This is a genomic window from Citrobacter sp. Cpo040 (assembly GCF_030332915.1).
In the GTDB taxonomy this organism is placed as follows: Bacteria; Pseudomonadota; Gammaproteobacteria; order Enterobacterales; family Enterobacteriaceae; genus Citrobacter; species Citrobacter portucalensis.
The window spans coordinates 1154974-1178828 of the sequence record NZ_JAOWGX010000034.1; the positions used below are offsets into that span (position 1 = coordinate 1154974).

Genomic DNA, 23855 nt, shown 5'->3' on the forward strand with positions numbered 1-23855 from the left:
AACTCACCATTTAAATAATAGTTTTATAATTCCCGCATATAAATATTTACTGTCTATTCGATGGATGATTTTCGGAATTATTTTTAACGCTATCATTTTATAGTTATCGGATAGTGAGTAAAAACCTTCTAAATAAATCAAATCTTTTAATTTTTCGTAAAAGGATGCATTTTTAAACTCCTCTAAAATTTTTATTTTGTTATCATGCATCCACTTTAATTTACTATGGCTATTTCCTGAGTGAATCCTATAAAAGGAAAATAAATTTGGAAGCAAAGCAATTTTATAGTGTTTCTCCGCTGCTTTATAGTAAATATACAAATCCTCTATTGCAATATCCGCTTTGTAACCTCCAATATCTTTTAAAGCCTGAGTGCGATATATAGATGTTGGGGAGTAAATAATATTTGTTTTGTCAAAAATATTATTTTCATCAAGCACAATATAATTTTTAATGATATTCTTTTGTTTTTTAAAATCACACAAATTATTATCATCATCAATTTTCAGTTGGGTTCCAGCGCAGGCATAAAACTCATGATGTTCTTCAAGAAATTGTAATTGCACTGACAATCGATTGACCGACATATAATCATCCGCCGCAATGAAGCAGATATACTCCCCTACGGCCATATCAAGGCACATGTTTAAAGTTGCTGGCAACCCTAAGTTAGTTTCATTTTCTATGAATTTAAAATCTTGTGTTTTGTTTAATTGACGAATTATTTCAGGCGTACCATCAACTGAGCCATTATCGATGACAGTTAAATCATAAGAAACATTCCATTGGCATTTAATTGAATTTAGACATAACTCAACAAATTTAACGTGATTATACGAGACGACAAAAATTGAAACGTGTTTTTTTTTCATGATTTAACTCGGTAAACTACGAATATAGCAAATAATAAATACAAGCTGTAATTAACACAATATGCCATAGGAGCACCATACACTCCATAATGAATAACAAAAAAATAAGAGATAGCTACAAAACTAGTAGCAAAAACAATTTCGGATAAAACAAAAATTTTTGTCATTCCTTTAGAAATCATTGTGTAAGCATATAGCCAACTAATTATTTTCAGGACATCTCCCAGCAATTGATACTTAAATAAATCTCTTGCGGAATAAAACTCCTTAGTAAATAACACTGAAATAATAAAGTCTTTTAATATATAAACCCCAGTTGCACATAGTACGACAACCGGAAGCACGACTTTTAGAGTGGCATTTATTTCACCTACTATTAATTTATTATCTTTAATTGCCGAAAGCCGTGGAAGATAATATGTGCTTAGCGCTATGGTAATTATAGCAAGATAAGTTTCTGATATTCGCCAGACAGCTTGCCAATATCCAGCCTGTGTCCATCCAGCATGTTGAACGATAATGTTTCGAATAAGAATTAATGAACAAGGAACAACAATTGCACTCGTAACAGCCATGAGTATATAACCGCGGATATCTTTCATACTCCTGGAGTCAACTTTCCCCCATAGATACTTTATTTTAAACCATGGTTTTCGAAGTGAGTACAAAATCATTACTATACCAACTACTGCATTTTGGACAGCAACCGCAAGTAATGCACCATAAATGTTCCCTACAATAATTAAAAGAAGCATGATGGCCAGGGATAAAATTGCTGATACCATTCCCAGAACCACATATTTTTTATATTGTTGTTGACCATTAATGACCGAAGCGATAAAAGTTCCTGCTGCAGTAAAAGGCAATAAAAAAGCAGTAATAACTAATACCCATCCAAAGTCAGGCGTTCCTAATACCCATGAAGATATGTACGAAGAGGTTAATATTGTTAATGGAAGGATTATAGCTAAAATTAATGCTACCCATCGGGTACTTGCCTGCCACCACTTTGCACATTCACCATATCCATTTTTATCATTCTCAGAAGTAAATCGAACAATCCCCGGACCTACCGGGGAATTAACTAATCCATTTAGTGTTGTAACTATACTTTGAATCTGCCCTAACATGACTATACCAGTTGGACCTGTATAGACAGCGACAATCTTTGCAACTACAAATCCAGAAAACATCTTTATAAGAGTTAGCAATCCCGTAAAGAAAGTAACTGTGAGTAATCGCCTCATGCAGTAAAACCATTTATTGCTTGAATTACGTAACTAATTTCTGCTTCAGTCATTGTAGGATCCATTGGCAAAGATAATACTTGCCTATGAATTCTTTCCGTAACTGGCAATGTAATACCATCCCATTCTGCATATGCTTTTTGTTTGTGTGGCGGTTTTGGGTAGTGAATGAGTGTCTGAATCCCTTTATCGTCAAGATAAGATTTCAATTTCTCTCGACATTCTGTTTTGATAACGAAAAGATGCCATACGTGTTCTTCGTGGTTTTTAACAACAGGAAGTGATATTTCGTCATTATTGATCTCAGAACAGTATCTACAAGCAATATTTCTGCGTAATTTGATCTCATGATCTAAAAAATCTATTTTCACGTTTAAAAATGCAGCTTGAATCTCATCAAGCCGGCTATTTACTCCTTTAAAAATGTGCTCATATTTAGCGACCGAACCATAGTTCGCTAGGGCTCTAATGGTTTGCGCAAGCTCGTCATGGTTAGTTGTTACCGCTCCAGCATCTCCTAATGCTCCTAAATTTTTTCCAGGATAAAAGCTAAAGGCTGCAGCATCTCCCCATGAACCAGACTTTAATCCATTTTTAGTTGCCCCATGAGCTTGAGCACTATCTTCCAAAATTAACAAATTGTATTCCGATGCGATTTTTCTTATTTCTTCCATATCACAGATATATCCATACAAATGCACCGGAATTATTACTTTTGTTTTATCGGTTATATGTGCATTAATTTGGGAAACCGAAATATTATTTGTTTCCTCGTCAGGTTCAACCAATACAGATTTTAATCCTACTTCAGAAATTGCAAGGATAGTTGCAATAAAAGTATTGCCAGGGACAATAACTTCATCACCTTCTTCTATCATCCCAAGAATTTTCCAAGCTTTAAGAGTCAGAACCAATGCATCTAGTCCATTAGCTACACCTATGCAATGCTTAGTACCACAATACCTCGCAAAATTAGTTTCGAATTTTTTTACTTCAGCTCCTTGAATATACCAACCAGAATTAATCACTCGCTCAGAAGCTTGAATCAGTTCTTTTGCATATTGACTATTAATTCGATTTAAATTAAGAAAATCAACTTTCACTTTGTTTCTCCAATACTTTTTCGATGCTAATTTTTTTAGTCAATTCACAACCAATATTTGTTTTAAAATCAATCAATCCTTGATTAACTGAAGAGTTCTCAGTAGAAATACCGATATCTAAAGTTTTAAATCCCTCGTCAATGCACAATAAATACAATTGTTCAGCCAATTTCACAATTGGAGAAAGCTTTCTAAACTCCGGGTTTTCTCCCCAGTAAAAAACATACAAATGATCATTATTTATTTTTAAACAAACGGAGGATGCAAGTATTAAATTATCTTTTTTCAAACTGAAAAAATAAACATCATCAGGCATAGCCAAATAAAGAGAATATAACCCCTCCCAACTCATAGTCATTGGATAGCCTTGCGACTCTCTATTAGCTTTTATCACTTCATAAGCACAACGAATTTCATTATGCTCTATAACCTTGTTGAAAGTGGTTTCTTCCCTTGTAATTCGATTTAATTCACGTCTTTTACTACCGCTTAATTTTTTTCTAAAATAATCTTCGCTTACAATATTCAAGTGATAATTAAGGTCAATATTATTGATTTCCCATCCACGATTAAACATCACGTTCAACAAATAATTATTATTGTCCGGATTGTATAATTCAGGAGGAAGTTTGTATGTAAGTTTCTTTAGGTTATAATTTTTTACAAGATAGATTTCAATATAATTTAAGAAAAGATCTATTTTATTGAGTGCTACTCTTTCATTTATCAAATAAAAATCCGAAAAAGCGCCTGTGATCGGTGAAAAAAACTCGACAGTTTCAGAATTATTTTTTTTGGAAAATACCATTTGCGATAGTATTTTGCTTTCTTTCTCATCATATAGTGAAAATACTATATAATGCTTATTTTGAGCTTTATTTTGATGCTCTAAAAATGTTTGTTTTGAAAATATTGTCGTTGATAAACTTTTTGCTTCTGTCGAAATCACGCAGTCTAAAACTTTGAGGCCGTCCACTACCTCTTCTAGGCATTGCATTACAACCACCTTTCCATTTTAATTAACTGGTCATCAATAGATAAAATTTCAAACCCTACTTTTTTATATAGATTTATAGCTCGCTGATTATTGGAATTCACTTGCAAATACAACTTTTTTAATCCCAATAGTCGTGCTTCTAAAACTATTTTTTCCATAATCTCTCTCCCTAATCCTTGCCCCCAATATTTTTTCTCACCTATATATCCCCAATACTCCCCCCTATCTTGGTTAATGTTTTTAATACCCGCAGCTCCTATTTTTTCATTCTTATAAGTAACGCCGCGTATAAAATAATCTCTTCTTTTTTCTAAAGATCTAAAGAATATCAACTGCTCATTTTTTGTGAAATCAGGTGTCATAGTTAGCGCAGATATTTCAGGATCTTTTAACCAAAGCCAACTTAATGCAAGAAATGACTCGTCATACTCAACGAAATTTAACATTGGTCATACCTTTGAATTCTTCGTAATTAGTTATATAATCGGAAGGATCATATTTTTCACTGGCTAAAACCATTAAAATACAATCATCAGAAAAATTATGCATTTCCCTCCAGCTTAACTTGTCAATATACAAGCCTCTGCAAGGCGAATCTAAGGTCAAAACCTCCATACCTCGGCCTTCATCGATATGAAAATCGCATTTCCCTCTAATTGCTATTACAACTTGCCTTAGGTTTTTATGAGCGTGGAATCCTCGTGACACACCGGAAGAGGTATTAAATATGTAATATACCCTTTTAAAATCAAATGGTATATTTTTAAACTGTTCCAGTGAGATTAACGACCCCCGATCATCACCGTAGACATCAAAATCAATAATTTCCATACATTTCTTCCGAAATTTTGTTCATCATAAAACTAACATAGAAGTTTGCGAAGATATTGTCCATAATGATTTTTAATTAATTTATCACTTCGTGAATATAATTCATCGTTTGAGAGCCAACCATTTCGCCAAGCTATTTCTTCTGGACATGCAACCATCATACCCTGACGCTTCTGGACAGTTTCAACAAAACTACCGGCTTCAATTAAACTATCATGTGTTCCGGTATCAAGCCATGCAAACCCTCGACCTAATAACTCAACGTTCAAACTATTGTGATTAAGATATACTTCATTAATAGTTGTTATTTCTAATTCACCTCTAGCCGACGGTTTAATACTCTTAGCTATATTTATTACGTTGTTATCATAAAAATAGAGACCGGTAACAGCCCAATTTGATTTAGGCTTGGCCGGTTTTTCTTCGATGCTCAGCGCTTTAAAATTAGCATCAAACTCAACAACACCAAACCGTTCTGGGTCCATAACCTGGTATCCAAAAACAGTTGCACCACTGACTCGAGTACTTGCCATCTGTAGTTTTGGCGTAAACCCTTGTCCAAAAAATATGTTGTCACCTAATACCAAGCAGACAGAATCAGTCCCAATAAACTCTTCACCAATGATAAATGCTTGAGCTAACCCCTCCGGTTTCGGTTGAATGGCATAGCTCAAATTTATACCAAATTGCTGCCCATCCCCAAGCAATCTAACAAATCCAGATTGATCTTCTGGTGTTGTAATAATTAATATATCTTTGATACCTGCTAACATTAATACCGACAAAGGATAATAAATCATAGGTTTATCATAAACAGGAAGTAACTGCTTAGATATCCCCATCGTTATAGGATAAAGCCTCGTACCCGAACCCCCAGCAAGAATAATCCCTTTCATTATTTATTCTCTCCATATTGTCTGGATAACCAAGAGGCATAAGCTCCGCTTTTCACGTTTTTGACCCATTTATGATTCGCCAAATACCACTGCACAGTTTTACGGATCCCGCTGTCAAAAGTTTCCTGCGGCTTCCAGCCCAGCTCATCGCTGATTTTTGCAGCATCAATCGCATAGCGGCGATCGTGCCCAGGCCTATCCACTACATACGTGATTTGCTCGCGGTAAGAAACATCTTTAGGTACAATCTCATCCAATAAATCGCAGATAGTAAGTACCACATCCAGGTTTTTCTTCTCGTTATGACCACCAATATTGTATGTTTCACCTACAATCCCCTGGGTCACTACGATGTACAACGCTCGGGCGTGATCTTCGACATAAAGCCAGTCGCGAATCTGGTCGCCTTTGCCATAAATTGGCAATGCTTTCCCTTCCAGCGCATTCAGAATCACCAGCGGGATTAGTTTTTCAGGGAAGTGATATGGCCCGTAGTTATTGGAACAATTGGTGACAATTGTTGGGAAGCCATAGGTGCGCAACCATGCGCGAACCAGATGATCGCTTGAGGCCTTTGAAGCAGAATACGGGCTACTCGGCGCATATGCTGTCTTTTCAGTGAACAGAGGCAACACATTACCGGCAGCCACTTCATCTGGATGTGGCAGATCGCCGTATACTTCATCTGTGGAAATATGATGGAAACGAAATGCCTTTTTTTTATCTGCATCCAGCTCGTTCCAGTAGCCACGAGCAGCTTCCAGCAGTATATAGGTACCGACGATATTCGTTTCGATAAAAGCTGCTGGTCCTGTAATAGAGCGGTCAACATGACTTTCAGCTGCCAGATGCATCACCGCATCCGGTTGATGAGTGGTAAAAATACGCTCCATTGCCGCTTTATCACAGATATCCGCGTGTTCAAAATAATAGCGATTATTTTCACTGACTTCGGCAAGGGACTCCAGGTTACCGGCGTAGGTAAGTTTATCGACATTAACAACGGTATCCTGAGTATTATTAATAATATGACGAACTACTGCAGATCCAATGAAACCCGCTCCACCAGTAACTAGTATTTTCACGTTTTAATTCCGAATATCGTTTATACGAATACTATTAATATGCCGACACATAATGCACGCATCTGAGCATTATGCACGCTACCGCCCCTGGCCTTGCAGCAACCAGAGTACTACTTGAATGATAAATGTGAAACCTGCCCTGCTAGCTATCGCAAAGCACGCTAAATTCAAACGCCAATTGTCTTACCAAATGCGGCTAGAAACAAGGAAAAATCCAATCAAAAGGAGATTAAACTTAATAGGTTAACTTGTTGTTATCATTTGTTTTTAAAATAAAAAACGACAGTAACACCCCACAGCATAAAGCATAGACACAGGGATGTTAGCTGCCGCAATTTTTTCTGGCTTACCGTCACAAAAGCTTGTAAATATCTACTCGCTCAACAACTTCTCAATACCCTTACGAAACTTCGCTCCTTCCTTCAAATTCCGCAACCCATACTTAACGAAAGCCTGCATATAGCCCATTTTTTTACCACAGTCGTAGCTGTCCCCAGTCATCAACATAGCGTCAACAGACTGTTTTTTAGCCAATTCCGCAATGGCATCCGTCAACTGAATACGTCCCCAGGCACCTGGTTGGGTATGCTCTAATTCTGCCCAAATATCAGCAGACAGCACATAGCGGCCTACGGCCATCAGATCGGAATCAAGAGTCTGCGGTTGGTCTGGTTTTTCGATGAACTCAACGATGCGGCTGACTTTACCTTCGTTGTCTAAAGGCTCTTTGGTCTGAATAACAGAGTACTCGGACAGATCGCCTTCCATGCGTTTAGCCAGTACCTGACTACGCCCGGTTTCATTAAAGCGGGCAACCATGGCAGCCAGGTTGTAACGCAGAGGGTCCGCACTCGCGGTATCAAGAACGACATCTGGTAACACGACGACGAACGGGTTATCCCCAACGATTGGGCGAGCACAGAGAATTGAATGACCCAGCCCCAGCAGCTGAGCCTGACGAACGTTCATGATAGTCACGCCAGGCGGACAGATAGACTGCACCTCGGCTAATAGCTGGCGCTTAACACGCTGCTCAAGCAACGATTCGAGTTCATAAGAGGTGTCGAAGTGGTTCTCAACCGCGTTCTTAGACGCGTGAGTTACCAGAACGATTTCTTTGATACCTGCAGCTACAATCTCGTCGACAATGTATTGAATCATCGGCTTGTCAACGATCGGCAGCATCTCTTTAGGGATTGCCTTTGTGGCCGGCAACATGTGCATCCCCAAGCCCGCTACCGGGATAACTGCTTTCAAATTAGTCATTCTCTCTCCTACCTCTTAACGGCTGATAAAGTATAGACTTTAGCCGTACGTTAGCCAGTATTGCTGGCTCCATCCTTAACACGAAATAACCAGGTTAAGGTAAACCGAATGCAAACTCTACACTTCACCAGCGCCAAGGTGAACTCGGATTCCTCGGAAACGAACTCATCTCGTCAGTTTTATAGCATTTCCGAAAAATCGAAGTTAGCTAAGCCCCAGACACTCTACAAACAACAATTACTCAGAGACAAACGTAATGTCATCTTTCTTATCGTGCAAAAATTCGTATTTTAAGGTGCGATCCAGCCCCTGAGACAATGTATAAGGTGCGACAAAACCGGATGAGTGGACTTTCGTTGCATCAAACTGTGTGGTGGCACAGAACTTCTTAACGCGCACAGAGCTGACAGCATATTTTTTGCCGGTCACTTTACCCAAAATATCAAAGCAATAGCCACCTAACATGCCTAAAGCGTAAGGTAAGTGTGCTGAGGGGATTTTTTTACTTAAGCTCTGTTCAACTTCGGTAACCAGTTGATTCATATTCAGATCAGGTTTATCAACGTAATTATAAACCTCATAACCAGCAGTCACATTCTTCAGTTTATACTTGATAAACTCAACAATATTACCCACATAAGCCATTGATTTATAATTCGTACCCGCCCCAACCATCATAAACTTACCGCCAGCGATCTGCTTCAGCAGATTATAAACGTTGCCGCGGTTGCGTTCGCCAAAGATAACAGTTGGACGAATGATAGTCAGCGAACGATCATCAGGCGCTTTAGCATGCCATTCACGAAGAACCTCTTCCGCTTGCCACTTGCTTTTACCGTAGTGGTTGAAGGGATCGTGAGGATGATTTTCATCAGGGTTGGTTTTGTTCAGGCCATAGACCGCAACAGAACTGGTGAAAATGATGTTCTTAACATCATTTTTCTCCATAGCGGCCAATACATTGCGCGTCCCCTGAACATTCACATCATAGTAGAGTGAAGTAGGACTGACATCATCACGGTGTTCAGCCGCTAGCAACACTACTGTGTCATAGCCTGACAGCGCCTGATCCAGAACTTGTTGGTCGCGAACATCACCGATTTGCGTGATTTGCGGATAGAAATGACTCTGCTGTTTATCCAGATTCTTGATATCAAAATCCGCAACAGCCGTCTCCAGGAGTCTGGTCCCCACGAATCCGGAGGCACCGATGAGCAAAACTTTATCGTTCATAAATCACTTTGTCTGTTCGTAACACAAGAAACGTATGATAAAGATGAGCGTCTTCCCTGAGTAGTCAATGCTGCCCAGCCCCAGCTTTAACAGTAATTGGGTGATTATAATCTTTTAGCCAATGATATCCAGTAAGAATATAGTGGGGTTACCTCCCCTGCCCCGGCAGTCGAAAATTCACCGCTTCGACATTCACCACCTGATGGTTTACCCGGTCAATGTCAACTGAACTTTGCCCGCTTTCGTTTACCGCATGGATATTCGCCAGTGATAGCAAGGTGTCCTGCTTAGCCATAAACTTGCCGCGCACATCCTGGCGTAGATCGAAGTGCATCTTGAGCGCGGGTCCTGTTGCGGATTGCTGCATCACTCTGATGTTACGTAAAAAAAGATGCTGCGGTTGGTTGTGCAACTCAAGCGTGGCTCGCTTCATCTCAACGTTGGTAATGGCCACGAACGACGTTGCATTACCTGATGAGATCTGAATGCCGCGTAATTTATATTCAAGTTTCGTGTTATCCAGATGGATATTATTTAACTTAAAGTTCTGCGGGATGGATAAATATCGTCCTTTAATAACACCGTAGCCAATGAGCATACCTGCGCTATTTTCCATATTGATATTATCAATCACGAAATTATCACAGCCATAAATAGCGACCGTTGCATTATCAATGCCTGCTTTCTTACTAAAATCTGGGGTAATATTTCGTGCGGTGATATTACGAATGATAAAATGTTTGCCGTTCTCTACATGGACTAGCTGTCGACAGTCGGTACCGGTGATATTCGCCACCACAAAGTTTTTTACCGCCAGCTCATCGGGATAGGTATTGTCATAGGTACTGCCCGCCAGTCCGATGCCGATGCCCCAGTTCACGTTGCCGTTGGTACAGTTAATACGTTCAATGACATGGTCAGAAATGAGGATGTTGCTGTCGTTGATCGCCACATTCCACTCAATGGCATCTCCCTGTAGATCGCTAAAACGGCAGTTTGTAATCTTTACGCCATCCATCCGGTTATGAAAGCCCTGACGCAGGATCCCATAGTTAGCGCGCGTGACGGTAATATCCTGAATAGTCAGATTGCGCATCAGCCTCGGTGTTTTGCCGCCGATATAGATTTGCGTCACTGGCCCAAAACCACTCATGGCAATCCCTTTTATCACGCAATCCGAACCGCGCACATCGAGGGTAACATTCCTCAGGCTCCCCCCCTGCTCACCCACTACCTTACATCCATCCTGCAGAACAAAGCGACCACGGCCATTGCCGCTGATTCTGCCTTGCAGGTGTAGCGTTTTGCCAGGAGGAATAACGATAGCGGTATTGAGATCCTTACATTCCAGTTCTTTGGGTACGACTACCGTTTGTCCTTCTTTGAACGCCTGCCTGAAAGAAGCGACCCAATCCTTTGGGTTGTAATTCTGAATGTTGACGCTGTCCGATGATTCAAGCGCCCGGACAACGGGAGAATGCAGTACGACAAGCGCAGAGCCTGCCGTCAGAAAAGTACGGCGTGAGAGTTTGTTCTCTGACATACAACCTCGATTTACATCGTTTGCAGCAGACTGGCTAACTGTTTATTGATCGCTAACTGATTAAATTCAGTTTCAATTTTTTCGCGCGCACACTGCACAATCGGCTGTACCTGCTCACTGTCGAGCAGGCTAAATGCCGCTAAACGCTCTGCCAGGGCCTGCGCATCGTTTTCCGGTGCCAGCCAGCCAGACTTGCCCGACTCGACCAGCTCAGGGATCCCACTGTGAACAGTTGAAATCACCGGAATACCTACCGCCATCGCCTCCATCAGCGCCACCGGGATCCCCTCCATATCGCCGTCTCTTCCGGTAATCGACGGCAGCAAAAATACATCCGCCTGCTCAAGCATCTCCTTCACCTGATGGCTGGGCTTAAAGCCGGGCATCTCAATCACGTCATCGAGTTGATATTGCTCGATCAGTGTGCGTAAACGACGCTCCCAAGGACCTATACCCAGGATGCGATAACGAAATGAAACGCCCTGCTCTTTTAACTGACGACAGGCTTCGATGGCGACGTGCAGTCCTTTTTTCTCGGTTAACCGGGCGACAGAGATAATTTCCAGCGCTGCAGCTGGTGCTTTCAGTTGGCGAGGGGTAAAACGCGTCATGTCGATACCCATACGCGAAACCGCGATTTTATGCGGCGGGCATCCCATGTTTTTTAAACGTCCGGCCCAGAGATTGCTGATGGGTAACATCAAATCTCCACGTTGAAACAGCTGCTGATACTCAGGGGTATAGCGGGTAAGCACATCCCGATGCGAAACATCGACGCCGTGAAATACCGTGGCGATTTTTCCGCGGATCATCCCAAGCTCTCGCAGCTTGGCGGCCGTTACGCCTGCTGGCCCAAAATGAGCAATAAAGACATCCGCTTCAAACGCCCGCGGATTCCCACCGCAAATGGCCGCCAAAATCAGATTGCGCGCTTCCTCGCCATAGCGTGCAACATTAAGCGCTTTCCAGGTCGCTGCGCGGGTGAGACCGTGCAGAGCCGCCGCCGCCCTATATTTCAGCTTCGCCAGTTTGCTTTCCGGTTCATTCAGCAACCAGCGCGTTTTTTCACCCAGCCGGTAGGTATTAAATGAGGCATGCGTATTTTCAAGATCGCCCTTCTGCAAAGCGACAATCTCCACGTCGTAGCCCATATCGATAAATGCGGTTATCTGATTGAGTACAAAGGTCTCAGAAGAGAGCGGAAATTTAAGCAAGAAAAAGCCAATCTTCATTTTTCCCCCTCAATACGCGTTAAAACCGACTGCACCATGCGTACCCCGCGTTCGCGTTCGCGTGTCACAGCATCCCCAAGCCGTATGTTCAGTTCAGGTAGCTGTCCGAGGGTATCGGCGACCTTTCCTTCCAGGCTGCCATCGAGCAGATGGCGAATATCGACAGCCATCTCCGGCAACCCCAACTGTTGCATGATCCCTGCCGATTTATGCTCGTAGTTAATGGCGATGGCCGGCGTCATAAAATTCATCGAGATAATGGCCGAGTGCAACCGAGTACCCACCGTCAGATCGCATGCCCCCAGAATCTTCCCCATCTCCAGATCGTTAAGTTCATCCATCACCACATGATATCGGGCCGGGTCGTTAACATACTGGCGCAGGTTTAACGCCACCATGCGATCATCTTTGTTGTAACTATCAATACCGGTGCAGGTTGACAGTGCAATCACCTGATAACCTTCATCGAGTATGCGGTTCACTACCCCGGCAAAGGCTTGCTCATAGGCCTGCTGCGTTGTCCCCAGACGCTTATCAAAAGGCGCCAGCTCGCGCAATGTAATGGCAACGGTCTTCTGTTTAGCCGCCATGTCTAACCAGTGCTGTACCGCATAACCTGGCTCAAAATCCTCATGATGATTGTCGACAAGCCAGGCCGTATCCACGCCTGTTTCGACTTTATCCGTGGTAATTGCGCTGCGTTTCATCAGATCCAGACTGACGGATTCACGTAAAATCAATGCATTACAGTGGCCAAACACGTAGTTCGCCAGTTGATTAAACTGCTCATCCTGGAATGGCCCCACGCTATGACCAATCATGTACAGCGGTTTTTTCGCCATAAACGAACACAACGCATGTTCAAACTGCGGCACACCATACAGATCGACAAAGAACGATCCGCCGACCTGGATGATGGCGTCGTAGCGCGACAGCAGGCGAACAAAATCGGTAAAACCCTGGGCGATAGCGATATTGCGCAGGTTGCCGGAGTCGGTAACACGCGAGAGCAGTACCTGATGCTGATAGCGACGACGCAGCACTTTCTTCACACGCCCCATAACACCCGCGGCGTTGTTGTGTTGCTTCATCTGCGAATACAGCGGGTCGCCCATCACCGGGCGGTTCAGCAACCACGAAGAGCTCACCGGGTAACGGCTCATAACATCCACTTCAGTCTCGGGACGCAACGCGTTAATGGCATCCAGCAAACCGCGCAGGATCGCGCTATCCCCTCGGTTCCCGCAGGTATGGTTGCCCAAAATTAATAGTTTCATTTTGACCTCTTAAAGCGTTGTTCTTATCCTGCACGGAGCAAGGTTTTCATTTTTTCACTGCGACAGAGCTGGCGTTTTATTTCCACCACCAGCGGATGACGCGACAGCACCATCATTAGCGCAAACGCCAGCGCCCCTGCCGCTATCTGGCTCCCCAACAACACGCCCAACGACAGCTGGTCATGCAGCATTACGCCCAGCGCATAGCTCACTACAAGGGTTGGCAAGGAGAGATACAACGGCAGCCAAAGACTGAGCATGTACTGGCGGTAGCTGGGGCCAAGAACAGGTTTAATCATCACGAAATAGCTGAGGACGGTGTTAATCACCTGGACCAGTAAAAAACCCAGCGTCACGCCAATTGCCCCGGCCAGATGTCCACCGATGAAAATGGCGGGAATAAACAGAAAGGTTTTGAACACATTGAATTTAAAGCTGATATCGACCCGCGCCTTCGCCATCAGCAGTGAACCGATCGGGTTCCCCACCGAGCGCAGCAGCCCAACAATGCACAGCAATTGCAGGATGGGGATAATGCCATTCCACTTCTCGCCAAATACCAGTGGCACCACGTTATTCGACACCACCATCAGTCCCAGCAGCGCCGGGAAGTTGATAATCCCAACCACCGACAGCAGCTTGTAAAAATTCACCCGTAGCTTTTCACTGTCGTCCTGGATTTTGGCAAACGCCGGAAACAGCACGCGGGTGATAATCGGGTTCAGTTTGATCGGGGGGACAACCGCCACATTCCAGGCGAGATTGAATCCACCCGCCACGCCAGCTCCCAACGTGCGGGCCAAAACCAGCGTGGAAAGGTTGGTATTGATGTAATTGATGATGCTGTCTGCCGTCAGCCACGCACCAAAACGCAGATTTGACGAAACCGATGCCAGCGAAAAATGCAGCCCCGGACGGTAAATCCGGCGACCAAAATAGCCGAACAGCAGCGTGCGTAGCGAACTGTTCACCAGATACCCGACAATGGCCGTCAGAGCGAGCGGCCAGAAATGGGCGCTGACTACGGTAAAGGTAAAACCGGCCAGTACCGAACTGGTTTCAATCATGCCAATTTTGTTGAAGGCCAGCTCTTTTTGCATCAGCGCGCGAAACTGCTGCCCGTGCGGTATCACCACAAACGCCAGCGATAACGTTTTGATGAGCGGTGCCAGTTCTGGGTTATTAAGTACGCTGGCAATCGTCTCGCTCAGTAGAAACATCGCCACGCATACCACGATACCCAACCCAACGTTGAGCCAGTACAGCGTGGTCAGTTCAAGATAGCCAATCTCTTTGCGCTGAATAATTGAGTTGGCGATACCAAAGTCAGACAACGTATCTGCCAGCGCGATGATCACCAGCGCCACGGTTAACAACCCGAACTGGTGGTTATCAATAATCCGTGCCAGTACGGTCATCTGGATAAGCCCCAGACCAATGATGATCACCGTGGCAATCGCCGACCACTTTGCGCCGTTAAGCGTTTTTTCTCGTAAGCTCATGTTAATACGCCGCTTTATTGACAAAGCCTTTGAATACCGTCAGAAAAACAATTTTGATATCGAACCACACGCTCCACTCACGAATGTATTCGAGGTCAAATTCCACACGTTTTTCCATTTTTTCCAGCGTATCGGTTTCACCGCGCCAGCCGTTGATTTGCGCCCAGCCGGTAATACCCGGTTTCACCTTATGGCGTAACATGTACCCCTCGATCAGTTGGCGGTACTGTTCGTTATGCGCCACCGCATGCGGGCGTGGCCCAACAATAGACATGCCCCCGGTCAGCACGTTAATAAACTGCGGCAGTTCATCGAGTGACGTTCGGCGCAGGAAATTCCCCACAGGGGTAACGCGCGGATCGTTTTGCGTCGCCTGCGTCACCACCGCGTCGTTTTCCATCACTTTCATCGAGCGAAATTTCCAGACTTTGATCGGCTTCCCATCCATGCCGTAACGGGTCTGGCGGAAAATCACCGGTCCTTTGGAGGTCAGTTTTACCAGTAGCGCTATGCCACACAGCACCGGAGAAATAAGCAGCAGGATCAGCGAAGCCAGCACGATATCTTCCGCGCGTTTCAACAGGCGATTAATCCCCGAGAGCGGCGTGTCATACAACGGCACCACCGGAACGCCATTCATCTCCTCAATCCGTGAATGCAGAATGTTGAAGGTAAAGACATCAGGAATAAGGATCACCGAACAAGTGGTGTCGGCCAGCTCACGAACCAGTTTTTTGACGCTGGCGCCATCGCTCATCGACATGGCGATATAAACGTTATGAATACGAGAGGCTTTGGCGTCGTCCACCAGTTGTTGCAGATTACCGGCCCAGTCGCGGGAGTTTTTTCCAGGGATAGGATCGTGATAGACCCCTGCCACTTCAAATCCCAGCCACGGTTCATGGCGAAAGCTGTCCAATAGCATTTGTCCCGCGGGCAGGTCCCCTGCCACCGCCACCCGGCGAGTGTTATACCCGCGATTACGCAACCATCCCGCGCCGTAGCGAATAAACGAACGGCTCAACACCAGGCCAACACTGGATAGCAGATACCACGCCAGCCAGACGGCGAGACGGTTATCAAAATCGTTATTAAAGGCGATCAGACCTGCGCAAAAAATCAGACTCAGCGTCCAGTTTTGCAGCAACAGCACCAGCTCAGTGGAAATTTTGACACCGCGCCAGGAGCGATAAAAATCCGTTATGCCACCGAGCATCTGAAAAACGACCAGCGTGATCAGCGCCACCAGCAGGTGCATGTACAGGAAAGGCAAACCGCTTAATTCGCAGATTACCCACAACCCGCCAAACATGATGGTGATATCTGAAAAGCGTTGTACCATCGAAATTAACGACGCATTGGTTTTGGCGCGCTCGCGCTTTTTTAGATGTGTCATCGTGGTTCCTGTTAGTCACCCTTTGCCCAGAATCGGGCAAAGGAAGCACCAGCATTACTGATTCAGTAACGCCAGAAGAGTGCGCGTTCGCGCTTCCATCAACGGAATATCTCCGCGCGATTCCACGTTCAGGCGCACCACCGGTTCGGTATTGGAAGAGCGTAAATTGAAGCGCCAGTCGACAAACGACATGCTGATACCGTCCGTTCTGTCCACCGACAGCGCCTCACGAGAAAAATGCTGCTCCACGCGCGCAATCGCTGCCGTCGGCTCTGCCAGCGTACTGTTTATTTCACCACTCGCCGGGTAGGCCACCATCCGGTCACGGACCTGTTCGCCCAGCGACTGTCCTTTCAGACACAGCAGTTCCGCCACCAGCAGCCACGGGATCATTCCGCTGTCGCAATAGGCAAAATCGCGGAAATAGTGGTGCGCGCTCATTTCGCCACCATAAATGGCATCTTCATGGCGCATCCGCTCTTTGATAAACGCATGCCCGGTTTTAGACATCACCGGTTTACCGCCTGCCGCCGTCACCACATCCACGGTGTTCCAGGACAGGCGTGGGTCGTGGATAATTTTCGCCCCCGGATTCTTCTCCAGAAACGCTTCCGCCAGCAGGCCGACAATGTAGTAGCCCTCAATGAACTGACCTTTTTCATCGAACAGGAAGCAGCGGTCAAAATCACCGTCGAAGGCAATCCCCATATCCGCGCCGTGTTCAATCACCGCATTGCTAGTATCGGCCCGGCATTCCGGCAGCAGAGGATTGGGAATACCGTTGGGGAAGTTGCCATCCGGCGTATTGTGAATTTTGATGAACTCGACCGGCACACCCAGCGCCTTAAAACGGGCTTCAATAGCGTCAACCACCTGACCTGCCGCGCCGTTGCCGGAATTGAGCACCAGCTTCATCGGTTTCAGGTTGGCGGGATTGATGTAACCCAGCAGGTGATCAATGTAGGCATCGCGGGTAGTAATGCGCTGGTAGCGGCCACGTTTTGTCTCATCAACCGCCGGGAAGTCATTGGCTTCCGCCAGGCGCTGCACGTCGCGCAGACCGGTATCTCCGCTAATAGGCCGTGCCCCTTCCCGCACCAGCTTCATGCCGTTGTAATCCATCGGATTATGGCTGGCGGTCACTTCAATACCGCCGTCAATGCCCAGGTGGAAAGTGGCAAAATAAATCTCTTCGGTGCCCGACATGCCAATATCCAGCACATCCACCCCCGCGTCCTGTAGTCCTTTCGCCAGCGCCAGCTTCAGCGTCTCACTGGTCAGGCGCACATCGCCGCCGAGGACAATCGTTTTTGGCTTCAGGAACTCGCCGTAAGCGCGGCCAATACGCCACGCGATATCTTCATTCAGCTCTTCGCCCAGCCTGCCGCGAATATCGTAGGCTTTGAAACAGGTTAATTTCGTCATGATTTACCCTTCTTCAGGCAACAGGAGGCCCTGACTCTTAATGAGCCTTTTAATGAGTGTTAAATGCATTTCCCGGCGCGCTTCGCTTATCGGGCCTACGGTGTTGTAGGCTGGATAAGCGCAGCGCATCCGGCATCAGGTACGCCCGTATCTGTCCGCAAACCGCACCACATCATCCTCATCGAGATAAGATCCGGAACGCACTTCAATCAGATCGAGCGGGATTTTCCCCGGGTTCTCCAGACAATGGGTCGCCCCCAGCGGAATATAGACAGACTCGTTTTCAGCGAGCAGTTTGATGTCATCATTGATTGTCACCTTCGCGGTCCCAGCCACCACAACCCAATGTTCAGCCCGGTGATGATGCATCTGCACGGACAATCCCTCACCGGGTTTAACGGTAATCCGCTTCACCTGGTAACGGTCTCCGGCATCAATAGAGTCGTACTTGCCCCATGGACGGTAAACTTCACGGTGAATATGGTGCTCATGACGTCCGTCAGCTTTAATTTGCTCCACCACTTTTTTGACGTCCTGCACCGCGTTGCGATCGGCGATCAGCACCGCATCTTTGGTCTGCACCACCACCAGATCCTTCACCCCGACGGTCGTCACCAGGCCAGACTCGGCATACACGTAGCTATTTTCCGTTTTATGGCTAATGACGTCACCATGATGCACATTACCTTCAGCGGTATGGGCGCTGATTTCCCACAATGATGACCAGGAGCCTACATCGCTCCAGCCTGCGTTCATGGGCATCACCACCGCATCGGCCGTACGTTCCATTACCGCATAGTCCACAGACTCTTCCGGGCAGGCGAGAAACGCCTGTTCATCAACGCGGATAAAATCGAGATCGGGATCAACCGTACTCATGGCGTTTTCGCAGGCCTCAAGAATGTCGGAGCGATATTTTTTCAGTTCTTCCAGATAGCGCCCGGCCCGGAACAGAAACATGCCGCTGTTCCAGTAGTAGTCGCCGCTCGCCACGTAAGCCTGCGCGGTTTCCAGATTGGGCTTTTCAACAAACTGCGCCACCTCAAAAGCCACGGCGTCGGTATTGGTCGGCGAAACCTCGCCGCGACGTATATAGCCGTAGCCGGTCTCCGGCTGGTCCGGCACGATACCAAACGTCACCAGCTTACCCGCGCTGGCATACGGCATTGCATTGCGAACCGCCTCTCGAAATGCCTCTTCATCGGCAATCATGTGATCGGCCGCCAATACCAACAGCAGCGGATCTTCCCCCGGACTTTGACGTTTTGCCGCCAGCGCGGCCAGCGCTATCGCCGGTGCCGTATTACGCCCGGCGGGTTCGAGAATAATATTCTCAGTCAGCTTGTGCAGTTGTCGTAGCTGTTCCGCTACGATGAAACGGTGTTGTTCATTACAGATAACCACCGGGCTTTCGCACTCCACACCGTTCAGACGACAAATCGTTGTCTGCAGCATGGTGAGATCGCCTTTCAGGCACAGAAACTGCTTTGGATATAGTACGCGGGACAGAGGCCATAAACGGCTACCCGAGCCACCGGCCATCACCACCGGAAAGAGTTTGTTTTGACTCATCATGTACCCCGAATATCTGCAATAAATTGGCTCAGCACGTTTTCTTTATCCAACGTGCGTTCGGCATACTCACGTGCCACCGTGTTAATCTTTGGCATGGTTAACGCCTGTTGAATCCCGCCAACCAGCGCACTCACTGATTCAGGCTCGACACACACCGCGATGCCTGGGTGAGCGTCACACAGCTGACCCAACTCGGTCTCAGGTTCGGCGGTAATCACCGCGTTACCACCAACGGCGAGGATATTGGTCAGTTTGGAGGGCAATACGGCATCCGCCGCACCGCGCTTTTGTACCACCAGATGACAGTCCGCCATCTTGAGCAGCGCAGGCAGCGCGTCATAAGATTGCAGCGGAAAGAACTTCACATTGTTCAGGCCGCGTTCGCTAGACATACTCTCCAGCCGTGCTTTACCTCCGCCCTGCCCGACAATCACAAACATCCAGGGCTGTTCGCTCAACAGGGCCGCTGCGTCAATCACACTTTCCAGCCCTTGCTTTTCACCGATATTGCCTGAGTAGAGAATGATTTTTTTATCATCAGGCAAGCCCAGTTGCTGGCGCACCGCCAGAGCATCGGCGTCGCTCACGTCACGAAAGCGCGCTACTTCTGACCAGTTCGGAAAGAAAATGACCTTCTGTGCATCAACGCCCTTCTCCTGCGCTTTATTCATCATTGAGCGAGAAATGGTCGAAATATGATCCATATTCAACAGCCCACTGCGCTCAAAGGCGCTGGCCAGTTTTGCCACCGCGCCACGCTTGCCTTTGCCTGCCATGCCAAGCCCCAGCATGGCATCGACTTCGTAATCCTGAATATGCAGCAGCGTGCGCGCCCCGGACAGCTTCGCCAGCAGGCGCATGCCCGGCGTACAAAACAGCGTTGGCACTACCCCAATGATGCGATCCGGCTTCCAGCGGCGCTGCGCCAGCAGCGGGAAGAAACTGCTCAGGGCGAAACTGCCTAGATGCAGCAAGCGCTTGAGCGTAGAAGGCTGCTCAGGCACATACAGCGGACAACGCCAGACGATGGCATCGCCCTCTTCACGACGATAGCGCCAGGATGAATAGCGACCGTTGACCTTCCACTGCGGATAATAAGGCGGCGCAGTGATCACCCGTACGTCATGCCCCTGTTGCGCCATCCACTCCACCATTTCACCGGTGTATTTACCGATACCGGTCAACTCCGGCGAATAGTTGATGCCATACACAAGGATCTTCATAGCCCGGGTACTCCGGCCTGACTCTTCTCACAGAAGTAAGCCCGGCTGTTGTCATGCACGTGGTCACTGGTCAGAATCTCTTCAATTGCCAGCCAGCGGTACGCGTCATGTTGAACGTCAGGCAGTTGCAGGTCGTTTTCCGACACCCGCAGACGAAATCCCAGCACGATGTAATGCGTTGAGAAATCTTCCCCGGAAAAGTTGTCGTCATAGAAGTGCTGCCAGACCCCGTAAAACTCTGCAGCGGACAGCGGTAAACGTAACCCCAGCTCAGCGTCAGTCAGCCGCTCAAAGGCCGCGCGCAGCGGTTCATCTTTTTGCACCCGACCGCCGGGCACGAACCAGTACCCCTGCGCCGGACGATTGAGGCGCTTGCCAAGCAGAAATTCGCCTTGGGCGTTTTCCACGATCAAATCGATGGAAATCAGCGGAGTTGAACGTACAACGGTGGCAAAATCCTCATGACGTAAAAACATGCTTACCCCCGGTAACGCTGCTGGTTTTCAAGGAACCACTGATATGTACTGGCAAGCCCCGCTTCCAGAGATATCTCGTGATACCAGCCCAACTGATGCAGACGCGTAACATCGAGTAATTTGCGCGGCGTGCCGTCCGGTTTGCTGGCGTCAAACACCACACGCCCCTTGTAACCCACAACCTGTGCGATGGTCTGGGCCAGTTCACGAATGGTGCAGTCCACACCGGTGCCCACGTTGATATGCGACAGCATTGGTTGGGTATATTCCTGCAACACTTCCTGAGCCAGCTCCATCACGTGGATACTGGCCGCCGCCATATCGTCGACATGCAGAAATTCACGCATTGGCGTCCCGCTTCCCCACACCACCACATCCGGCGTATTTTGCTCGCGAGCCTCATGAAAGCGGCGCAGCAGCGCCGGGATCACATGCGAATTACTCGGATGAAAGTTGTCATGCGGTCCGTACAGATTGGTCGGCATCACCGAGCGATAATCACGGCCATACTGTCGGTTATACGATTCGCACAGCTTGATACCGGCAATTTTGGCAATCGCATACGGTTCGTTAGTCGGCTCCAGTTGGCCCTGCAGCAATTCATTCTCCGCCATAGGCTGCGCAGCCAACTGCGGATAAATACAAGAGGACCCTAGGAACAACAGTTTATTCACGTTATGCAGATGCGCCGCATGAATAATGTTGCTCTCAATCATCATATTTTCATAAATAAAATCAGCAGGATAAGTATTATTTGCCACAATACCCCCTACTTTTGCCGCCGCCAGATAAACCTGGTCAATACGTTCAGCGGCAAAGAACGCCTGCACCGCACTGGCGTCCAGCAGGTTAAGCTCATCTCGGGTACGCAGCACCAGTTCAACATCATCACGCTCCGCCAGTTGTCTGACGATGGCGGCCCCCACCATCCCGCGATGGCCCGCCACAAAAATACGTTGTGTCTTCATCCTCAGTACTCCAGCGCGATGGCGACCTCGTAACCGTGCGACTTGAGCAGGGAATGTTTCTTCGCCGCATCAAGATCGTTGGCAACCATTTCCGAGATCATCTGGCGCAGTGTGATTTCCGGTTTCCAGCCCAGTTTTTCATGTGCCCTCGCCGGGTCGCCCAGCAGCGTTTCTACTTCTGCCGGACGGAAATAGCGCGGATCGACGGCGATTATCACATCCCCAGGTTTCACACCCGGCGCATCGTGTCCGGTCACAGAAACCACGATGCCTTTCTCATTCACGCCCTCGCCTTCAAAGCGCAATTTAATCCCCAACTGAGCGGCCGCCATTTCCACGAACTGACGCACGGAATACTGCACGCCGGTGGCAATCACGAAATCTTCCGGCTTATCCTGCTGCAGCATCATCCACTGCATCCTGACGTAATCTTTGGCATGCCCCCAGTCGCGCAGTGAATCCATGTTGCCAAGGTACAGGCAAGACTCCAGCCCCTGAGCGATGTTGGCGATCGCCCGGGTAATTTTGCGAGTGACAAAGGTTTCGCCGCGGCGCGGAGATTCGTGGTTGAACAGAATGCCGTTACAGGCATACATCCCGTAAGACTCGCGGTAGTTGACGGTGATCCAGTAGGCGTACAGCTTGGCAACAGCATACGGTGAACGCGGATAGAACGGCGTGCTCTCTTTCTGTGGAATTTCCTGTACCAGACCATACAGTTCAGAGGTGGACGCCTGATAAAAACGGGTCTTTTTCTCCAGACCAAGGAAGCGGATCGCCTCCAGCAAACGCAAGGTGCCGATCGCATCAACGTCTGCGGTGTATTCCGGTGAATCAAACGACACCGCAACGTGGCTCATGGCGCCCAGGTTATAGACTTCATCCGGTTGGACTTCCTGTAAAATACGGGTCAGGTTGGAGGAGTCGGTCAAATCGCCATAGTGCAGATGAAATTTGGGATTGCCTGAATGCGGATCCTGGTAGATGTGGTCCACACGTTCGGTGTTGAATGATGAAGCGCGACGCTTAATACCGTGTACTTCGTACCCTTTCTCCAGCAGGAGTTCTGCCAGGTAAGAACCATCCTGCCCGGTTACGCCAGTAATGAGAGCGACTTTTGACATGTTATAACCTCTTCAGTGATCCCCTCAGGGAGTAACTTTCTCGACGCGTTCGCGCGTGACTACTGCGGGATTTCCCCGACAAACAACATTTGCTGGCAGCGATTTAAATACGCTGCTTCGTGCTCCAACGACGGTGCCATCACCAATCGTCACGCCAGGCGCGACAAAGACATCTGTCGCCAACCAGCATTTAGCGCCAACCACAATCGGCGTGGCGTTAATATCAAAATGTTGACTGGCATAATCATGACTCCCGGTGCATAAATAACTTTTTTGCGAAATAACCGCATGGGCGCCAATCGTAATATCACCTAACGTATATAAAACCGCGTCGTCACCCACCCAGGCATAATCTCCCAGGGTTAATTTCCACGGATAAGTAATTTTTACTGAAGGCCGAATGACTACGTTTTTTCCTATTTTTGCACCAAACATTCGTAATAAAAACGCACGCCAGCGATACATGACCTGCGGTGACCAGCGAAATAATGTTGCTTGCACCGCCCACCATAATTGCACTTTAATAGCACCACCGCCGCGAAAACCTCCAGGCACTTTAAATCCGCTTAAGTCCTGCATAATA

Annotated in this window: 22 protein-coding genes; all 22 read right to left on the reverse strand. The window is 47.1% G+C overall.

The window, feature by feature from the left end; genetic code table 11:
* Positions 1-3 precede the first annotated feature (3 nt).
* Complete coding sequence (locus tag OGX86_RS10415) at positions 4-873, reverse strand: glycosyltransferase family 2 protein (protein WP_286639963.1); 870 nt, start codon at positions 871-873, stop codon at positions 4-6.
* Entirely contained in the window at positions 870-2120 is a 1251-nt protein-coding gene (locus OGX86_RS10420) for an O-antigen translocase (RefSeq protein WP_286639964.1), read from the reverse strand. Before OGX86_RS10420 ends, OGX86_RS10415 begins: the two co-directional genes overlap by 4 nt.
* Positions 2117-3223: a DegT/DnrJ/EryC1/StrS family aminotransferase gene (locus OGX86_RS10425; RefSeq protein WP_286639971.1), complete on the reverse strand. Its 1107-nt coding sequence runs from the start codon at positions 3221-3223 to the stop codon at positions 2117-2119. Before OGX86_RS10425 ends, OGX86_RS10420 begins: the two co-directional genes overlap by 4 nt.
* Positions 3213-4220: a GNAT family N-acetyltransferase gene (locus OGX86_RS10430; RefSeq protein WP_286639973.1), complete on the reverse strand. Its 1008-nt coding sequence runs from the start codon at positions 4218-4220 to the stop codon at positions 3213-3215. Before OGX86_RS10430 ends, OGX86_RS10425 begins: the two co-directional genes overlap by 11 nt.
* Complete coding sequence (locus tag OGX86_RS10435; RefSeq protein WP_286639975.1) at positions 4220-4666, reverse strand: GNAT family N-acetyltransferase; 447 nt, start codon at positions 4664-4666, stop codon at positions 4220-4222. Before OGX86_RS10435 ends, OGX86_RS10430 begins: the two co-directional genes overlap by 1 nt.
* Positions 4650-5051, reverse strand: a complete 402-nt coding sequence (locus tag OGX86_RS10440) for a sugar 3,4-ketoisomerase (RefSeq protein WP_286639977.1) — start codon at positions 5049-5051, stop codon at positions 4650-4652. The genes OGX86_RS10435 and OGX86_RS10440 overlap by 17 nt, the downstream gene beginning before the upstream one ends.
* Before the next feature lie 32 nt (positions 5052-5083).
* Positions 5084-5947: a glucose-1-phosphate thymidylyltransferase RfbA gene (gene rfbA, locus OGX86_RS10445; RefSeq protein WP_286639979.1), complete on the reverse strand. Its 864-nt coding sequence runs from the start codon at positions 5945-5947 to the stop codon at positions 5084-5086.
* A complete protein-coding gene (gene rfbB, locus OGX86_RS10450; protein ID WP_286639980.1) occupies positions 5947-7032 on the reverse strand; it encodes a dTDP-glucose 4,6-dehydratase in 1086 nt (361 codons plus the stop codon). The genes rfbA and rfbB overlap by 1 nt, the downstream gene beginning before the upstream one ends.
* A 372-nt stretch (positions 7033-7404) precedes the next feature.
* Entirely contained in the window at positions 7405-8298 is an 894-nt protein-coding gene (gene galF / locus OGX86_RS10455; protein WP_042307483.1) for a UTP--glucose-1-phosphate uridylyltransferase GalF, read from the reverse strand.
* A 237-nt stretch (positions 8299-8535) separates the two neighbouring features.
* A complete protein-coding gene (locus OGX86_RS10460) occupies positions 8536-9531 on the reverse strand; it encodes an SDR family oxidoreductase (RefSeq protein WP_048215967.1) in 996 nt (331 codons plus the stop codon).
* 148 nt (positions 9532-9679) lie between these two features.
* A complete protein-coding gene (gene wcaM, locus OGX86_RS10465; RefSeq protein ID WP_286639983.1) occupies positions 9680-11074 on the reverse strand; it encodes a colanic acid biosynthesis protein WcaM in 1395 nt (464 codons plus the stop codon).
* An 11-nt stretch (positions 11075-11085) separates the two neighbouring features.
* On the reverse strand, positions 11086-12306 hold the full coding sequence (gene wcaL / locus OGX86_RS10470) for a colanic acid biosynthesis glycosyltransferase WcaL (protein WP_048235041.1): 1221 nt from the start codon (positions 12304-12306) through the stop codon (positions 11086-11088).
* Positions 12303-13583 carry a colanic acid biosynthesis pyruvyl transferase WcaK gene (gene wcaK, locus OGX86_RS10475; RefSeq protein WP_048215964.1) on the reverse strand — a complete coding sequence of 427 codons (1281 nt, stop codon included), beginning with the start codon at positions 13581-13583 and terminating at the stop codon, positions 12303-12305. The genes wcaL and wcaK overlap by 4 nt, the downstream gene beginning before the upstream one ends.
* Positions 13584-13606: 23 nt before the next feature.
* Positions 13607-15085, reverse strand: a complete 1479-nt coding sequence (gene wzxC, locus OGX86_RS10480) for a colanic acid undecaprenyl disphosphate flippase WzxC (protein WP_286639985.1) — start codon at positions 15083-15085, stop codon at positions 13607-13609.
* 1 nt (position 15086) lies between these two features.
* Entirely contained in the window at positions 15087-16481 is a 1395-nt protein-coding gene (gene wcaJ, locus OGX86_RS10485; RefSeq protein ID WP_008785190.1) for an undecaprenyl-phosphate glucose phosphotransferase, read from the reverse strand.
* Positions 16482-16535: 54 nt separating this feature from the next.
* Positions 16536-17906 carry a colanic acid biosynthesis phosphomannomutase CpsG gene (gene cpsG, locus OGX86_RS10490; RefSeq protein WP_286639987.1) on the reverse strand — a complete coding sequence of 457 codons (1371 nt, stop codon included), beginning with the start codon at positions 17904-17906 and terminating at the stop codon, positions 16536-16538.
* A gap of 135 nt (positions 17907-18041) precedes the next feature.
* Positions 18042-19478, reverse strand: a complete 1437-nt coding sequence (cpsB, locus tag OGX86_RS10495) for a mannose-1-phosphate guanyltransferase (RefSeq protein ID WP_048225800.1) — start codon at positions 19476-19478, stop codon at positions 18042-18044.
* On the reverse strand, positions 19478-20704 hold the full coding sequence (gene wcaI / locus OGX86_RS10500; protein WP_168978144.1) for a colanic acid biosynthesis fucosyltransferase WcaI: 1227 nt from the start codon (positions 20702-20704) through the stop codon (positions 19478-19480). Before wcaI ends, cpsB begins: the two co-directional genes overlap by 1 nt.
* A complete protein-coding gene (locus OGX86_RS10505; protein WP_048224447.1) occupies positions 20701-21180 on the reverse strand; it encodes a GDP-mannose mannosyl hydrolase in 480 nt (159 codons plus the stop codon). The genes wcaI and OGX86_RS10505 overlap by 4 nt, the downstream gene beginning before the upstream one ends.
* A 2-nt stretch (positions 21181-21182) precedes the next feature.
* On the reverse strand, positions 21183-22148 hold the full coding sequence (gene fcl / locus OGX86_RS10510; RefSeq protein WP_168978143.1) for a GDP-L-fucose synthase: 966 nt from the start codon (positions 22146-22148) through the stop codon (positions 21183-21185).
* Between the two features lie 2 nt (positions 22149-22150).
* Entirely contained in the window at positions 22151-23272 is a 1122-nt protein-coding gene (gene gmd, locus OGX86_RS10515; protein WP_208744081.1) for a GDP-mannose 4,6-dehydratase, read from the reverse strand.
* A gap of 24 nt (positions 23273-23296) precedes the next feature.
* Positions 23297-23851, reverse strand: a complete 555-nt coding sequence (gene wcaF, locus OGX86_RS10520; protein WP_001153539.1) for a colanic acid biosynthesis acetyltransferase WcaF — start codon at positions 23849-23851, stop codon at positions 23297-23299.
* Positions 23852-23855: the final 4 nt, after the last annotated feature.

Excerpts from the sequence above, each read along its gene's own strand:
- wcaK (WP_048215964.1), bottom strand. The coding sequence starts at position 13,583 with ATGAAACTATTAATTTTGGGCAACCATACCTGCGGGAACCGAGGGGAT.
- wcaM (WP_286639983.1), bottom strand. The coding sequence starts at position 11,074 with ATGTCAGAGAACAAACTCTCACGCCGTACTTTTCTGACGGCAGGCTCT.
- OGX86_RS10430 (WP_286639973.1), bottom strand. The coding sequence starts at position 4,220 with ATGCAATGCCTAGAAGAGGTAGTGGACGGCCTCAAAGTTTTAGACTGC.
- OGX86_RS10505 (WP_048224447.1), bottom strand. The coding sequence starts at position 21,180 with ATGTTTTTACGTCATGAGGATTTTGCCACCGTTGTACGTTCAACTCCG.
- fcl (WP_168978143.1), bottom strand. The coding sequence starts at position 22,148 with ATGAAGACACAACGTATTTTTGTGGCGGGCCATCGCGGGATGGTGGGG.
- OGX86_RS10440 (WP_286639977.1), bottom strand. The coding sequence starts at position 5,051 with ATGGAAATTATTGATTTTGATGTCTACGGTGATGATCGGGGGTCGTTA.
- wzxC (WP_286639985.1), bottom strand. The coding sequence starts at position 15,085 with ATGAGCTTACGAGAAAAAACGCTTAACGGCGCAAAGTGGTCGGCGATT.
- cpsG (WP_286639987.1), bottom strand. The coding sequence starts at position 17,906 with ATGACGAAATTAACCTGTTTCAAAGCCTACGATATTCGCGGCAGGCTG.
- wcaJ (WP_008785190.1), bottom strand. The coding sequence starts at position 16,481 with ATGACACATCTAAAAAAGCGCGAGCGCGCCAAAACCAATGCGTCGTTA.
- OGX86_RS10420 (WP_286639964.1), bottom strand. The coding sequence starts at position 2,120 with ATGAGGCGATTACTCACAGTTACTTTCTTTACGGGATTGCTAACTCTT.
- OGX86_RS10415 (WP_286639963.1), bottom strand. The coding sequence starts at position 873 with ATGAAAAAAAAACACGTTTCAATTTTTGTCGTCTCGTATAATCACGTT.
- gmd (WP_208744081.1), bottom strand. The coding sequence starts at position 23,272 with ATGTCAAAAGTCGCTCTCATTACTGGCGTAACCGGGCAGGATGGTTCT.
- OGX86_RS10435 (WP_286639975.1), bottom strand. The coding sequence starts at position 4,666 with ATGTTAAATTTCGTTGAGTATGACGAGTCATTTCTTGCATTAAGTTGG.
- rfbA (WP_286639979.1), bottom strand. The coding sequence starts at position 5,947 with ATGAAAGGGATTATTCTTGCTGGGGGTTCGGGTACGAGGCTTTATCCT.
- cpsB (WP_048225800.1), bottom strand. The coding sequence starts at position 19,478 with ATGAGTCAAAACAAACTCTTTCCGGTGGTGATGGCCGGTGGCTCGGGT.
- wcaI (WP_168978144.1), bottom strand. The coding sequence starts at position 20,704 with ATGAAGATCCTTGTGTATGGCATCAACTATTCGCCGGAGTTGACCGGT.
- wcaF (WP_001153539.1), bottom strand. The coding sequence starts at position 23,851 with ATGCAGGACTTAAGCGGATTTAAAGTGCCTGGAGGTTTTCGCGGCGGT.
- wcaL (WP_048235041.1), bottom strand. The coding sequence starts at position 12,306 with ATGAAGATTGGCTTTTTCTTGCTTAAATTTCCGCTCTCTTCTGAGACC.
- galF (WP_042307483.1), bottom strand. The coding sequence starts at position 8,298 with ATGACTAATTTGAAAGCAGTTATCCCGGTAGCGGGCTTGGGGATGCAC.
- OGX86_RS10460 (WP_048215967.1), bottom strand. The coding sequence starts at position 9,531 with ATGAACGATAAAGTTTTGCTCATCGGTGCCTCCGGATTCGTGGGGACC.